The organism is Massilia sp. YIM B02443 (genome assembly GCF_030411955.1).
Lineage (GTDB): Bacteria > Pseudomonadota > Gammaproteobacteria > Burkholderiales > Burkholderiaceae_D > Telluria.
Window position 1 is genome coordinate 85,713 of record NZ_JASNRA010000010.1, and the last position, 14,690, is coordinate 100,402.

A 14,690-nucleotide genomic window follows, 5' to 3' on the forward strand; every position below is an offset into this window, starting at 1 on the left:
TCAATTCGGGGTGTCTGGAGTGTCGGCGTCGGGGCGCTCGAGCGCCGCCGCGTCGTTGGCGCCGTCGCTGGCGGCGTCATTCGCGGCTGCGGCATCGGGCGTGTCGACCGCGGCGACCTTGCGCGGCGCGGCCGCGATCGGCGCGCGCTTGAAGACTTCGGACAGCGCGCCGTTGATGATGCGTTCCTTGAGCACGTCGGTGTCCATCATCAGGTCGAGCAAGGGGCCTTCCAGGATCACGTCGCCACGGCGCTCGATGAAGCCGAGCTTCGACAGCACGCCCAGGTTCATGTCCATGCGCGTCTTCTTGCCAAGCTTGTCGCCGAAGTCCGACAGCAGCGCGGTGTACGAAATGCCGATCGAGGTGTCTTCGGCGCGCGGGATCGGCGTGTCCTTGTCGAACATGTCCGACTGGTCGTCGATCACGGTGGTGTGGGTCTCCTGGCGCTCGCGCTTCGGGAGAATGATCTGCGCCCACAGCACCACCAGCAAGGCCACGCCGTCGCGCGTCAGGCCGAAGTTATTGTTCTGCCAGATGTCCTTGGCGCCGAAGATCTTCGGTTCGACGTTGCGGTGCAGGGCGATGGTGACGTGGTCGGCGTAGACGTTGTCGAGCAGTTTCAGGCCCGACTCCAGCAGCCGCTTGTCGACTTCGGCGCGGAACTGGTCGTCCGACAGCGCGCGCTTGACCATCTTGTCGTCGCGGCGCAGGGTCTGGTGCGTGAGCAGGCGCGCGATCAGGATTTGTGCATCGTCATTCATGGGGCGTGCCGGTGTCGGTTGGTGAATCGAGATTGAGGGAAAGCGTGGCGATCGACATGGCCGCCACTTCCGGGTCGTCCAGCGCGATCATCTGGTCCTGCGCTTCGAAGCTCAGGGGCAGGCGCGCCAGGTCGGCGGTCGCGCCCTGCAGGCTGGCCTCGGCCGCGTCGCCCAGCAGCGGCAGCATCGAGGCGCGGTAGGACGCCACCGCGAAGCTGGCCGGCAGCAGGGACTCGTGCAGCGCCACCTTGCGCGGCCCGACTTCGGAAAATTCGGGGAAGTTGCCCAGGTTGGCGAAATCGGCCAGCTTGGTGATCCAGTCGTTCAGTTCGACCATCATGGCCGGGTTGTCGTTGACCGTCAGCGGCGCATCCTGGCCGCTCGGCAGGCCTTTGGGGCCGGTCGAGATCACGCGCTCGGCCAGCAGCTCGGTCTCGGCCACGTCGATCATCTCGGCCGGGGTGCCGAACAGCGGCGTCACCGGACGGTCGATCGCGCCCGCGGCCAGGCTGGCCAGGTCGTCGTGCGCCAGCAGCCAGCGTTTCACGTCGGTAGTCGACAGGCCGGACTGGCCCAGGTGCACGCGCTGGCGCTCGATCTGGTTCAGGGCGCGCGAGAACATGCCCTGCATGTTCAACAGAGCACTCTGCGCCCTGCCGATCGCCTGCGCCGCGCGGTGGGTGGCGGAATCGGCGCGTTCGTCCGAGGTGATCGCGCGCAGGATCACCGAACCCTTTTCGACCCAGTCGCAGGCCATGTGCCACTTGGCCTGCGAGGTGCGCAGGCGGAATTCGGAGCCGGAGGCGATGGCGTCGCGGAATTCCTCGGTCAGCTCGACCAGGCGCCCCAGCAGGTGTTTCAGCTGGTCGACGGTGACGCCGCCCACGGCCTGGGCCCCGGCCACCTGCGACAGCAGGAAGCCCATCTCGGCTTCGTCGTCTTCCGGTTTGCCCAGCGCCAGCAGCGTCTCCAATGCGGCCAGCACGTTCCTTGCCAGCGGCGTGATGCGGTACACGGCGGCCGGCGCGTCCCAGGCCAGCAGGCCATGGCCGCGCAGGCGGTTGAGCACCGTTTCCAGGCTCTCGGGGATCAGGTAGGCCAGCTTCTGGTTGATGTCGGCGCGCGAGAACGCCGAGCTGGCGGTGTCGCCGGCCAGTTCGCGCAGGACCAGCAGGCGCACCAGCACGCCGTCCTGGGTGCCGTGGAACAGGGCGGTAAACGCCGACAGCATCGGCTGGGCGCGCTTGAGGTGGAAGACCTGCTCGATCTCGTCGGGAGCGATGCCTTCGTGGAAGTGCGCCTGCAGCGGGTCCAGCTGTTCCGGATCCTGCGTCGCGCTCAGGGAGTCGGCAGCGAGGGCCGCGCCGGCAAGTGGGTCGATCATCGTCTTGGTACCAGTCTCGTGCGCGGTCTGCCGTGAATGGCCGGCAAGCGCCGCGGGGGCGTCAGTATAACAGTTTAGACTGGGCAATTAACGGTAGACAGCCCCCGCCGGGGGCTGGAATTGCAGGAAAGACACAGCTGGAGCAAGCGCTTACATTGCCAGATTTGCAACCTGGAGTCGCGCCAGTGGCGTAACCAGACAGCCTTTACTGCTTGGTTACCGAGCGCAGGGTTTGCTCGATGGTTTCCTTGTCGCCCTCCGTGAAACGGATCTTGACCGGATACCATTCCTGGCTCGGCGCCAGCCAGACGTCGATGGCCTGGTCGCGGCTATCCTTCAACGGCTTGCGCGACACCATCACCGCCTCCACCTCGCCCACGCCGGTCTTGACCTTTTCGCGCTTGACCACCTTGAAGGTCCACGCTTCGGCGTCGCGCCGGCCGGCCACGAAGAACGGCCATTCGCTGCCCGGCTTGAACTTGTCGCCGGCGGCGCGCGCCACGGCGGCCAGCTGCCAGGTGACCGAGACGCGGTCCTGCTCGCCGCCCTTGAGTGGATAGCTCTTGTCGCCGTCCTCGAAGCGGATGGTCTTGCTCTCGCGGTCGAAGGTGACCGTGGTCGGGTCCTTGCGCATGCGCTTTTCCCAGAACTGACCCGGGGCCAGGCCGTAGGCGTCGATCGTTCCTTCGCTGCGGTCGTCGGTCAGCGTGCCCAGGATCGCCACACGCGATTCGAGCCGGGTGCTGTACTTGCCGTCGCCGGCGCGCCAGGTGAGTTGCGCCTCGCCTTTCAGCGCCAGACCGCGCTGGCGCGCCGCCAGGTCATAGGTCAGGTCGGCCGACGGCGGCAACGCGAAGGCGCGCTTGACTGCCGGATGGGCAGATTGGGCGGTCTGGGCAGTGGCGACATTTCCGAATGCCAAGGCCAGCAGCACGCCGGCGCCGGCTTTTTGAATGTTGTTCATATGCATGACGATATCAATGTCCTGAATGGTTCAAGACGATATTATTCACTGTTTGCGTGGTCACCGCTCCACTGGCCTCGGTATTGCGAATCCGCACCGGATACCAGCCGTGTCCCGGCGCCAGCCAGATGTCGAGTTGCGACTTATACGACCCAGGTTGTGGCGGTCGGCTCAAGTGCAAGGTCTCGAGGCGTCCGAGCCGGGTGTCGATCTGCTCGCGCCCGACCACCTTGAAGCGGTACATCGTGGCGTCGCGGTCTTCGCCGACGAAGATGTCGATGTTGCCGCTCATCTGTTTCGGGTCGCCGCGCGCGATTGCCGCCAGCTGCAGCGGCACGCTGGCCTTGTCCTGGGCGCCCGGCACCAGCGGGTAGCTGGCCTGCGAGCCCGAGAACGTCAGGCGGTTGCCGCCCCAGTCGAAATGGGTCGCGGTCAGCGACCGGCCGCGCCGCTTCTCGGTCATCTTGATCGGCGCGAAGCCGGTGGCGGCCACCGCCCCTTCGCTGCTGAGCACGACCAGGTTGACGCGCGTAAACACCACGCGGATGCCGGCTTCGACCTTGATGCGGTAGGTGTCGGCGTCGAGCTGCCAGTCGAGCAGGGCTTCGCCCGACCATTCGGTGCCGTCGGCGTCGGTGCGCGCGACGTCGAGCGTGATCGCGGCCGGCGGCGGCATGTCGACCACGTAGCGACGCGCTTCCGGTGGCGGCGGTGCGGCCGGCGGCGGCGCCGGTTCGGGCGGCGCGGGTTGCGGCGCGGGTTGCGGCGCCGGCGCTGCAGGAGCCGCCGCGACGCCCTCGCCGCTGGACGCCGCTTCGACCGGCGCAGCCTGGGCAGCGCCGTCGTTGGCGCCGATCATGACCGGCGTGCCGAGCTCGGCTGGCAATGGCGCGATCTCGGGCAAGGGTGGCGGCGGCGCCGACGGCGGCAACGGCAGCGGCGCCGGCTCGGTCGGCGGCGCGGGCGCGGCGGCCGGCAGCAGTTCGGCCACCAGCGTGCCGCCCACGTCCGCGCCGCCATGGCGCGGCAAGTCCAGCCGGGTCTGGAACAGACCCAGCGCCATCCAGTGCAACAGGACAACCAGCGCGGCCAGCACGAAGGAGCGGCGCCGGCGCGGGAAAAACGGAGCGGATTGCATCCCGCTAGTGTAGCGCGGGCGCGACCGTGCTGCGCCGTACTGCCGTGCTGCGGTTTTGTCCGGGCCGCCGTAATCTGCTACGCTAGCCGCACCAACAACGGAGACCCGCCATGCTCAAGCCGCCCATGCCTGGAATGACCGATACGCTGGAATTCGTCAAGAACCTGTGGGGCGGCATGCAGATTCCGGGCGTCATGCCCGGCATGCCGGGCATGCCCGCCCCCGCCCTCTCGGTGGACGAACTGGACAAGAAAATCGCCGACCTGAAGGCGGTCGAGGCCTGGCTCAACCTGAACCTGGGCATGCTGCGCGGCACGATCCAGGCGCTGGAAATCCAGCGCGGCACGCTGGCCACGCTGCGCGCCATGGGCGACAGCATGGCGCAAGCCATGAACCAGACCGGCGCCGCCAGCGATGCGGCCATGGCGCCGTTTGCCCAATTCTTCAGCCAGGCAGCGCAGGCCGCGATGGCGCCGAAGGGGTCGCCTGCGGCGTCCGCCTCGCAGGCGGGCACGCCAGAGCCGCCGTCCGCTGCGCAATCGGCGTCACAAGACAATCCTCAGTCCGGCGCCGAAGCGCCGCACGCCGGCATGCCGGCCGCCGTCGCCTGGTGGAACCTGCTGCAGGACCAGTTCCGCCAGGCCGTGGCCAGCGCCATGCCGCCGGATGCCGGCGCCAATCCTGACCCATCGGGCGCCGCGTCGCCGGCGCCGTCCCCTGCCGGCGGATCGCCGCTGGACGTGTCGGGCGGCGCGCCGGATGCCGGCACGTCGGGCGACGCCGGTCGGCAAACCGATGGCGGCGGCGGCCAATCGGGCGGCGGCGCGCCCAACGGCAACACCGCCAGCGGCCGCCGCACCGCGCGCAGCAAGGCCGACAAGACCTGACACCCCGCAAATTTCCTTTTGATGCGCCCGCTGGCAGGCGCGCACTAACCGTGCTGAACTGACCGGGCGGCCCCGCACGCCCGGCCGCGCCCCTTCCAGGAGGCGCACATGCTGCCCAGCGACCATTCCCACCTGACCCCGTCGCAGATCGACGACCTGCGGCGCAAGCTCGACGCCTGCGACTGCCATCCACCGCCGCAGGCGCGCAGCGTCAGCGAGCTGGCCGACGCCTTCGCCACCCTGCGCCGCCGCAACGATTTGCCGCCCTCGAGCACGATCGACGCCGACACCCTGCGCTGCCTCGAGGCCGGCGCCGGCGTGCTGTTCAACGAAGTACTGCGCGACGAGCTCGACATGCTGCGTCCCGAAGCGGATGTCGATCCCAACAGCGACCCTGACGGCGCCCTGCCGCCCGACCGCGCCCGCCTGCTCGGCCGCGCCCATGGCGGCATGCTGACCGGCCTGGCAATCTCGGGCGGCGGCCTGCGCAGCGCCACCTTCGGCCTGGGTGCGCTGCAGGCACTGGCCGCGCACGGCCTGCTGCGCCGCATCGACTACCTGTCCACCGTTTCGGGCGGCGGCTTCATCGGCGGCTGGCTGTCCAAGTGCCTGCATGCGCACGGCGGCGATATCCGCCAGGTGGAAGCGCTGCTGGCGCCGGGCGCCGGCGGCACCGAGGCGCCCGAGGTGCGCTTTCTGCGCCAGCACAGCAACTACCTGTCGCCGCAGGGCGGCATGTTCAGCGCCGACACCTGGACCCTGCTCGGCACCTACGTGCGCAACACGGGGCTGAACCTGGCGATGCTGGTGGCCTGGATGTGCGCCCTGCTGCTGCTGCCGCGCTTTGCCGTGTGGGCCGTGCATCGGGTGGTGGCGCCGGACGGACCGTGGGCGGGCTGGGGCGACCTGGCCTGGGTCGCCGGCGTATTGCTGTTTCTGTTCGCCGTGTTCTGTATCGCTCTTTCGATATCCAGCAAGCCCGAAAGTTCGCAGGGGATGCGGCGCTTTCCCCTGTCGCAGGGTGCGGTACTGTGGTGCATCAACCTGCCGCTGCTGCTGGCGGGCTTTCTCGGCAGCGTCGGGCTGTGGCGCCACGGCGGCGCGCTGGGCGCGCTCGGTTCCGGCCTGACGGGCTCGGTGCTGCCGGCGCAGCTGGCCGGCCGTCCCTACTGGCTGCTGGCGCCGGGACTGGTCTATTTCATCGTCTGGGCCTGCGGCTGGTACCTGGCGCACGATCGCGCCAGCCCTTACCGGCATGCCGGCTACGCCATCTGCGCCGCCGGCGGCGCGACGGTGGCGCTGGTGCTGCTCGAAGCCGGGCGCGCATTTGCACCCGAGATCGTGCCCGGCGGCGCAAGCAGTGGCGAACGCCTGTCGCAGCTGCTGTGCGGCGGCGCCGCCCTGCTGCTGATCGCGGCCGGCGCGCTGGCCTTGCACGCGCGCATGCGCGCCCATCCGCCGCTGCGCGACCTGACCCGCGCCGAACTGGGCGAAGGCTTTTCGCATTTCATCTGCGCCATGGGCGCGCTCACGCTCGGCACCGTGCTGCTGCTGGCCGGGCTGACGTGGCTGCCGGAACCGGGCAGGCATCCGGTGCTGAACAACGCCATCGCCCTGGCCAGCTTCGGCATGCCGCTATTGACAGCGCTGTTCGGCGTCACCATGACCCTGATGATCGGCCTGATCGGCCGCCTGTACAGCGACGCCAGCCGCGAATGGTGGAGCCGCCAAGGCGCCTGGGCCGCCATCCTGGCGCTGGGCTGGCTGGCGGTGTACGGCGTCGGCTTCTTCGTGGCGCCGCTGCTGCACTGGGCCTGGCTGACCTATGCGCTGTGGTCGAACCTGGGCACGCTGGCCGGCTGGCTGGCGATGACGGCCTTCGGCCTGAAGGCCGGCAGCGGCATCGGCACTGGCGGCGGTGCGCGTACGGCGGCCTCGGCGCGGCTGGACCTGGCGGCGCGATTGGCCCCCTACGTGTTCACGCTCGGCATCGTGGCCTTGCTCAGCGCCCTGGTGCAGGCCGTGGTGGCGCTGCCTTCTGTTCATTGTCCGGGCAAGGACCTGGCCTGCGTGTATGCAGCGCATGCGCGCGCCACCCTGGCCACCGACGGCGCCACGCTTCTGCTGGCTTTCGGCGGCTTCCTCGGCGCCGCGCTGCTGCTCGGCTGGCGGGTCGACATCAACAAGTTCTCGCTCTACATGCTGTACCGCAACCGCATCGTGCGCGCCTTCTTCGGCGCCAGCAACCGCACGCGCCGCCCGCACCCGTTCACCGGCTTCGACCCGGCCGACGACGTGCTGCTGGCCGACCTGCGCTACCAGCGTCCCTACCCGATCGTGAATACTTCACTCAATTTTGTCAGCGGCGAAGAGCTGGCGTGGCAGACGCGGCGCACCGCCTCGTTTGCGTTCACGCCGCGCTGGTGCGGCTATGAGCTGGCGTCGGCCCCGGCGGCGGACGCCGGCTGCTACCGGCCGACCGACCAGTACGCCTCGCGCTCGGGCGTCGGCAGCGACGACGACGCCGGCGTGCGGCTGGGCATGGCGGTGGCGCTGTCGGGCGCGGCGGCCAGCCCGAACATGGGTGCGCACTCGTCGGCGCCGCTGAATTTCCTGATGACGATGTTTAATGTGCGCTTGGGGCGCTGGTGTCCGAACCCGCGACGCAAGGCCTGGACCAGCGCCTCGCCGCCGATTGGCCTGTTCAGCCTGCTGGCCGAGCTGTTCGGCCAGGCCGATGCCGAAGCCAGCTACGTACACCTGTCCGACGGCGGCCACTTCGACAATCTCGGCATCTACGAGCTGGTGCGGCGCCGCTGCAAACTGGTGATCGCACTCGACGTCGGCAGCGACCGCCAGCTGGCGTTCGAAGACCTGGGCAACACGATCCGGCGCTGCGGCACTGACCTGCACGTGCGGATCGACCTCGACGTCTCACGCATGGATGCCGCATCCAACGGCCTGTGCGGCGCCAGCTGCGCGGCGGGCAAGATCCGCTACAGCCTGGCCGACCGCGGCGCGGTCGATGGTGTGCTCCTGTACGTCAAGCCGGCGATTGTCGGCAGCGAGAATGCGGACTTGCTGAATTACCGGCGGCTGCATCCGGACTATCCGCATGAAAGCATCGCCGACCAGTGGTTCGACGAAGCGCAGTTCGAAAGTTATCGCGCGCTGGGGTATCACATCCTCGATTGCGCGCTGGGCGAGGCGGCGCGGCTGGCATTGCGGCCGGATGGGGAGCTCGATATTGCACGGCTGTGCGAGGTACTGCTTGGCCGGCATGGCCCAGCACTGGCGGCGGGACCAGGCAACGGGCCTTGAGCGCGCGCCTGTCCGAGCCAACGGGCACGCCCAACAGCGGCGATCCGCTGACCGCCGCACCGCGCCGCGTCATTTGATCGTCTGCGGCCAAGTAACGAGCATGCGGCGCCGCCCTAGAGAACGGCAGGAGTGCTCTTCGCCGCATCCGTCCGCTCGAGCCGCTTGACCAGCAACTGGTCGACCCGGTAATGATCGACGTCCAGCACTTCGAAGCGCATCCCTTCGTGCTCGACGCTGTCGGTCGGCTTGGGCACCTTGCGCAGCATGTACATCATGAATCCGGCCGCCGTTTCGTAATGCTCTTCTTCCGGCAGCGATTCGAGTTCGAGCACCCGTTTCATGTCGGCCACCGGGGTGCTGCCGTCGATCAGCCATGAGCCATCGTCGCGCTGCATGGCCTGCTGGTCCGCCTCCAGCGGGCCGCCCCAGCGCCCCATCACGGTCACCATGATGTCGCTCAGCGTGATCACGCCGACCACCAGCGCGTATTCGTTGATGACGACGGCGAAGGTCTCCTTGGTCGAACGGAAACGGTCCAGCAATTCGGACAGCGTCAGCGTATCCGGAATCATCAATACCTTGCGGATGCTCGATTCGTTCAGGTGGAATTGCGACTGGTTGTTCAGCAGGCGCACCAGGATGTCGCGCGTATCGACATAGCCGATCACGCGGTCGATCACGCCATCGCACACCGGGAATTTCGACAGCGAGTGCTGGGCGATCTTTTGCCGGATGCTTTCTTCCGATTCCTTCAGCGTGAAGAACACCACGTTGTCGCGCGTGGTCATGGTCGACGTCACCGCGCGCGATTCGAGTTCGAACACGTTCTCGATGAAATGCTGTTCCTGCTTCTGCAATACCCCGGCCTGGGCGCCCGCTTCCACCACGGCCGAGATTTCATCGAAGGTGATGCGGTCTTCGCGCGTCATCTCCACGCCGAACAGGCGGAACAGCATGTTCGCCACCTTGTTCAGCGCCCAGGAAAACGGCCGGAAGATGCGGATGATCAGCAGCACCGGACGAATCACGGCCATCGCCGTGGTTTCCGGCGCAATCATCGCCAGGCGCTTGGGCATCAAATCGGAAAACAGCACGAACAAGGTGGTGACGAACACGAACGACAGCACGAAGGCCACGTTGTCCTGTCCCGGTCCGCTATAGAACAACGACAGCCAGTCGAAGAAATACGGCCGCAACGCCCCTTCCCCCAGGATACCGCCGAGAATCGCGATCGCATTCAAGCCCAGCTGCGACGCCGCGAAGAAATCGGCCGATTGCGCCTGCAGCGACATCACTTTCTGCGCCCGCTCGTCACCCGCTTCGGCCAGCAGTTTCAGTTTGATCTTGCGTGCGCCGGCCAGCGAGATTTCGCTCAGCGACAGGAAGCCGGCGGCCAGCACCAGCACCGTCAGTACAGCCAGATGTTCGAACAAGCTCATGGGATACTCGGCATTCTTATTGTCGGAAAGTCTTCTTTATACAAACAATTTATCACGTGCGAGCGTACTGATCGCGACAGTTGCCGGATGGCTGATGCGGCGCTCGGTGGTCAGCGCATACACCTGCTCCACCACCGCGTCGACCTGGCCGATCGCCACCACCTGGTACTGGCTGCACACCTGCGGCGCGATCACCGACGGCGCGAAGAACACCCCCGCACCCGACTGGCCAAAGGCCTGCATCATGGCGCTGTCGTCGAATTCGCCAACGATGTGCGGGTGGACTTCGCTGCGTTCCAGCCAGCGCAGCAGGCGTTGGTGGATGGCGAAATCCTCGCCGGGAAGCAACATCGGCGCATTGTGCAGGCAGGCCGGGAAGTCCGGTCCCAGCCGTTCGGCCAGCTCGGCCGTGGCGAAGGCGGTCATCGGGCTTTCGCCCAGCAAGTGGTTGTAGGCGCGCACGCTGAAATGCGGCGGGATCGGGCGGTCGGCCATCACCAGGTCGAGCCGGTGCACCGCCAGGTCGGCCACCAGGCTGTCCAGCCGGCCCTCGCGGCAGATCAGCTTGACCGGCTCGTCCAGCTTGAGGGCCGGCTCGACCAGCTGGCAGGCGATCAGCTTCGACACCGAATCGGCGCAGCCGACCCGGAACGTGGTGGTCGCGAACGACTGGTCGCGCACCAGCTCCAGCAGCTCGTCGCCGGTGCTGAAGATGTGCTCGGCATAGCTGAGGATGCGGCGGCCGGTTTCGGTCAGTTCCAGGTTGCGCCCGGCGCGGCGGAACAGTTCTACCCCCAGCGTCTCGGCGAATTCGGTCAGCTGCCCCGACACCGATTGCGGCGTCAGGTGCAGCTGGGCGGCGGCCTTGGCGATGCTGCCGGTTTTCGCCACCATCCAGAAATAACGCAGGTGCTTATAGTTGAGTGATGCCATGCCTCACCTCGTAAACATCGAATAAATCGAATCCAGAACCAATGATATTCGAATTGTACGATGGATGCAGGCCCCATATAGTGTGGCATTCATTCACTACCTCGGGAGAAACATAATGCACTTGTACTTTGGGAGGACCTCATGAACGGTCTGGAAACAATTGCTAGCGGCCCGATGTGGGCTGCCTTCGTCGGCTTCGTGCTGATCATGCTGGCGCTCGACCTGTTCGTCTTCGGCGGCAACAAGGCGCACAAGGTCAGTGTCAAGGAAGCCGGGATCTGGTCGCTGGTCTGGGTCAGCCTGGCGCTGCTGTTCAATGGCGGCCTGTGGTGGTACCTGAACGGCACGGTCGGCTCGGAAATCGCCGACCAGAAAGCGCTCGAATTCTTCTCGGGCTACCTGATCGAGAAAGCGCTGTCGGTCGATAACGTGTTCGTGTTCCTGCTGATCTTCACCGCCTTCCAGGTGCCGCAGCAGTACCAGCGTCGCGTGCTGATCTACGGCGTGCTGGGCGCCATCATCATGCGTGCCATCATGATCAGTGCCGGCGCATGGGTGGTGAGCGAATTCAGCTGGGTCCTGTACATCTTCGGCGCGTTCCTGCTGTTCACCGGTATCCGCATGCTGGTGGCGGTCGACGAAGAGCCGGACGTGGCCAACAACCCGGTGCTGAAGCTGGCGCGCAAGCACCTGCGGGTGGCCGACGGCGACCATGGCGAGAAGTTCTTCATCAAGAAGGATGGCCTGCGCTTCGTGACGCCGCTGTTCCTGGTGCTGATCCTGATCGAGGTGACCGACCTGATCTTCGCGGTGGACTCGATCCCGGCGATCTTCGCGATCACGACCGACCCGTTCATCGTGTTCACGTCGAACATGTTCGCGATCCTGGGCTTGCGTGCGCTGTACTTCCTGCTGGTTGACGTGGCCGACCGCTTCCACCTGCTCAAGTACGGCCTGGCGATGGTGCTGACCTTCATCGGTGTCAAGATGCTGATCATGCCGTGGTACCACGTGCCGGTGCAGGCGTCGCTGACGGTGGTGGCGGTGCTGATCGCGGGCAGCTGTATCGCCAGCGTGTTGATCACCAAGAAGGACGACGCCAAGTAAGCACAGGCAGTCGTTGAAAGAGGCCCGGGTTCCGGGCCTCTTTTTTTTTTGCGCGCTGCAAGCGCGTTTCAATAACCGCGGCGCGAACGGGCCGGCCGCGCGGAAGGCGGCTTGGCCAGCGGCTTGCTCATTGGCTTGTTCATTGGCTTGCTCAGCGGCTTATTCACCGGCTTCAGCGCCGGCTTGTCGTCCGGCGCCGGCGCATCCGCCTTGGCCTCGTCCGTCGCGCCCTGCTCCTGTTCGGGCTTGGGCAGCAGGGCATTCACTTGCTCCATCAGCTGCGCGAAGCGTCCCTGCCCCGGCTGCAGCTTGTCGACCCGCTCCAGGATCGCGCGCGCCTCGAGTTCGAGTTCCTCGTCGTAGCCGCGCTGCTGCATGTGCGACACCAGGATCTGCACCGCGTTGAACAGCACCCGCACATTGTCCGGCACCCGCTCGCGCGCATGGCGCATCCATTCCACCGCTTCGCGCAGCTTGCCGCTCTTCCACAGCACCACGCCCTGGTTCATCAGGTCGACCGCGTCCTTGCGCGCGGCGCGGATCATCGCGGCGCCTTCCTCGGACAGGCGCGCCTTGTCGAAGATCTTCTGGATCTCGTCCTGCAGCAGCGTGTTGTCGTGGTTGTTGCGCACCACGTGGCACAGCACTTCGCCCGGCGTGTCCTTGAGGCCGACCGCGAACAGCATGGTCGCCATCTCGATACAGATCGCGCTGTTGGGACGCGCCGGGTCTTGCTGCAGCATCGCTTCCAGTTCGTCGCCGGCGCGGCGCGCGTTGTTGCCGTCGCCGCTTTCATGAAACACCAGGCCCTCGGTGATCTTGGCGCGCAGGCGCATGAACTCGTGCTCGGTCCCAAATTCGCGCTGCGCCAGCAGCAGCAACTGCAGCGCGTCCTTGGTCTCGTTCTTCAGGCCGCACACGCGTGCCAGGCCGAGGTAGGCGTCAGGCGTCTTGCGGATCGAGTATTCGCCGATCACCAGGCACTTGCGGAAAGCCTTTTCGGCCAGCGGGATGTTCCCGAGCCGCAGTGCGGCCTGGCCCAGGCTGCGCTGGCGCGGCACCGAATTCGGTGACAGCCTGGCGCCGCGCTCCAGGACCGCGGCCGCTTCCTCGTGCTGGCCCATGCCCTGGTAGGCCAGCGCCAGCTGGTCGTAGGCGTCGATGTAGTGGCGGTTCTCGGCGACGATGGTCTGGAACATCTGGCGCGCCTGCTCGAATTCGCCGTCGGCCAGGCGGATCTTGCCCAGGCCGGCGCGCGCCCAGTGGTATTCGCGCTGCGCCAGCACCTGCTCGTACACCTCGCGCGCGCGCGCCGGCTGGCCGCTGCGCTCGAACATGCGCGCCTTCATGCGCAGCAGGTCGATCAGGTGGGTCTTGCCGGTAGCGGCGATCTGCTCGTCGCACAGGCGCGCCGCGCGCAGGTAGTCCTTTTCAATGACCGCCTGGTCGATCGGGCGCAGCACCTGCTTCTTGCGCCACACGCGGTTCAGGCGGGTGAGCAGCACGCCCTCGGTGATCGGCTTGACCAGGTAGGCGTCCGGCTGGTGCTCGGCCGCGCCCATCACCGATTCGACGCTCTTCTCGGCCGACACCATCACGAACACCGAGGACGGCAGCAGCAGCTGGCGCACGCGCGCTTCTTCCAGCACCTGCTGGCCGTTCTTGCCCTCGCCCAGGTTGTAGTCGCACACGACCACGTCGTAGCGCAGCTTGGCCAGCAGCGCCATCGCTTCGCCGCCGCTCGAGGCCTGGTCGATGTTCTTGGCGCCCAGGTTGCGCAGGCTTTCGCGCAGCAGCTGGCGCACGCCGATGAAGTCGTCGACCACCAGGCAGTTCTTGCTGGCCCAGTCGATCTGTTCCAGCACTTTGACAGGGGCCGCCGGAGCGGCCGGCGCTGCCGGCGCGTCCGATGCGACGGCAGCGCTGTCGGCGGTCGTGTTGGGCGTGCTCATGGCAGGGTCAGGATGAAACAGCCGCCGCCCAGCCTGCCGCCATTCTCGAGACGCACCGCGCCGACCCGCTCGCGATGGCGGTGCATGCGCGCCACTTCGCTGGCGAAGTACAGGCCCAGGCCGGCGCTGTTGGTCAGGAAGTCGACGCCACCGGCCGCCGACCCTGCCGCCAGCAGCGCCGGCGGGAAGCCGCCGCCATTGTCCTCGACCCGGATCTCGACGCCGTCGTCGTCGATGCCGCGCACGCTCAGGGCGATGCGGTCGCGCGTGTAATGCACGGCGTTGTTGACCGCATGCGAGACCACGCCCACGATCAGGTCTTCGTCGACGTGCGCCACCAGCTCAGGATCGACGTCGAGTTCGAGCGCGATGCCGCGCGACTCCAGCAGCACGCGCGCCAGCGCCACCACCTGCTCCACCAGCTGGCCCGCTTCCAGTGGCTGCATGTCGAACGGATAGGCGGGCTTGCCGACCTGCTTGTACAGCGCCAGCAGCTGCATCAGGTTGTCGTTCAGGCGGCGCGTCTGGTACAGCATCTGCGCCATCTGCGGATACGCCTTCTCGGTCTGCGGCGACGCATCGTCGAGCAGGCGTTCCAGCGTGCCGGACAGGACGCTGATCGAGTTCTTCATGTCGTGCGCGGTGGACGCCAGGAACAGGAACAGCTCGGGCGAATGTTGCGAATCTTCCATCCGGACGGCCTCCTTGGCCGCATAAAGTTGCTACGCGTAAATTATACCCGCGCGGATTTGACATTTCGCGCGCCGTGACAGCGTACTACGTCACCTTTTGCGCCGACACAA

11 protein-coding genes are annotated in these 14,690 nt (G+C 66.9%); 3 read left to right on the plus strand and 8 right to left on the minus strand.

What is annotated here, in order from left to right:
- From QPK27_RS12300 to QPK27_RS12315, 4 genes are all read right to left on the minus strand, one after another.
- Entirely contained in the window at window positions 1-762 is a 762-nt protein-coding gene (locus tag QPK27_RS12300) for a hypothetical protein (protein WP_290418533.1), read from the minus strand.
- Window positions 755-2,146, minus strand: coding sequence for a hypothetical protein (locus tag QPK27_RS12305; RefSeq protein ID WP_290418534.1), 1,392 nt, complete (start codon window positions 2,144-2,146; stop codon window positions 755-757). Before QPK27_RS12305 ends, QPK27_RS12300 begins: the two co-directional genes overlap by 8 nt.
- A gap of 205 nt (window positions 2,147-2,351) precedes the next feature.
- Window positions 2,352-3,116 (minus strand): DUF3108 domain-containing protein, encoded by a 765-nt coding sequence (locus QPK27_RS12310; protein ID WP_290418535.1) that lies wholly within the window; start codon window positions 3,114-3,116, stop codon window positions 2,352-2,354.
- A gap of 7 nt (window positions 3,117-3,123) precedes the next feature.
- Window positions 3,124-4,248, minus strand: coding sequence for a DUF3108 domain-containing protein (locus tag QPK27_RS12315; protein WP_290418536.1), 1,125 nt, complete (start codon window positions 4,246-4,248; stop codon window positions 3,124-3,126).
- 110 nt (window positions 4,249-4,358) lie between these two features.
- On the opposite strand from QPK27_RS12315, the gene QPK27_RS12320 reads away from it, so the two are divergent.
- Entirely contained in the window at window positions 4,359-5,135 is a 777-nt protein-coding gene (locus tag QPK27_RS12320) for a PhaM family polyhydroxyalkanoate granule multifunctional regulatory protein (protein WP_290418537.1), read from the plus strand.
- A 108-nt stretch (window positions 5,136-5,243) separates the two neighbouring features.
- Complete coding sequence (locus QPK27_RS12325; protein ID WP_290418538.1) at window positions 5,244-8,456, plus strand: hypothetical protein; 3,213 nt, start codon at window positions 5,244-5,246, stop codon at window positions 8,454-8,456.
- Between the two features lie 113 nt (window positions 8,457-8,569).
- Here the strand turns inward: QPK27_RS12325 and QPK27_RS12330 are convergent, their stop codons facing one another.
- On the minus strand, window positions 8,570-9,895 hold the full coding sequence (locus QPK27_RS12330; RefSeq protein ID WP_290418539.1) for a hemolysin family protein: 1,326 nt from the start codon (window positions 9,893-9,895) through the stop codon (window positions 8,570-8,572).
- A gap of 36 nt (window positions 9,896-9,931) precedes the next feature.
- The gene (nhaR, locus tag QPK27_RS12335) at window positions 9,932-10,828 is read right to left on the minus strand and encodes a transcriptional activator NhaR (protein ID WP_290418540.1); all 897 of its coding nucleotides are present in this window, start codon (window positions 10,826-10,828) and stop codon (window positions 9,932-9,934) included.
- 141 nt (window positions 10,829-10,969) lie between these two features.
- On the opposite strand from nhaR, the gene QPK27_RS12340 reads away from it, so the two are divergent.
- Complete coding sequence (locus QPK27_RS12340) at window positions 10,970-11,935, plus strand: TerC family protein (protein WP_290418541.1); 966 nt, start codon at window positions 10,970-10,972, stop codon at window positions 11,933-11,935.
- 68 nt (window positions 11,936-12,003) lie between these two features.
- On the opposite strand, the gene QPK27_RS12345 is transcribed toward QPK27_RS12340, so the two are convergent.
- Window positions 12,004-13,887 carry a tetratricopeptide repeat protein gene (locus tag QPK27_RS12345; protein WP_290418542.1) on the minus strand — a complete coding sequence of 628 codons (1,884 nt, stop codon included), beginning with the start codon at window positions 13,885-13,887 and terminating at the stop codon, window positions 12,004-12,006.
- Window positions 13,884-14,579 (minus strand): sensor histidine kinase KdpD, encoded by a 696-nt coding sequence (locus QPK27_RS12350; protein ID WP_290418543.1) that lies wholly within the window; start codon window positions 14,577-14,579, stop codon window positions 13,884-13,886. The genes QPK27_RS12345 and QPK27_RS12350 overlap by 4 nt, the downstream gene beginning before the upstream one ends.
- Between the last annotated feature and the right edge of the window lie 111 nt (window positions 14,580-14,690).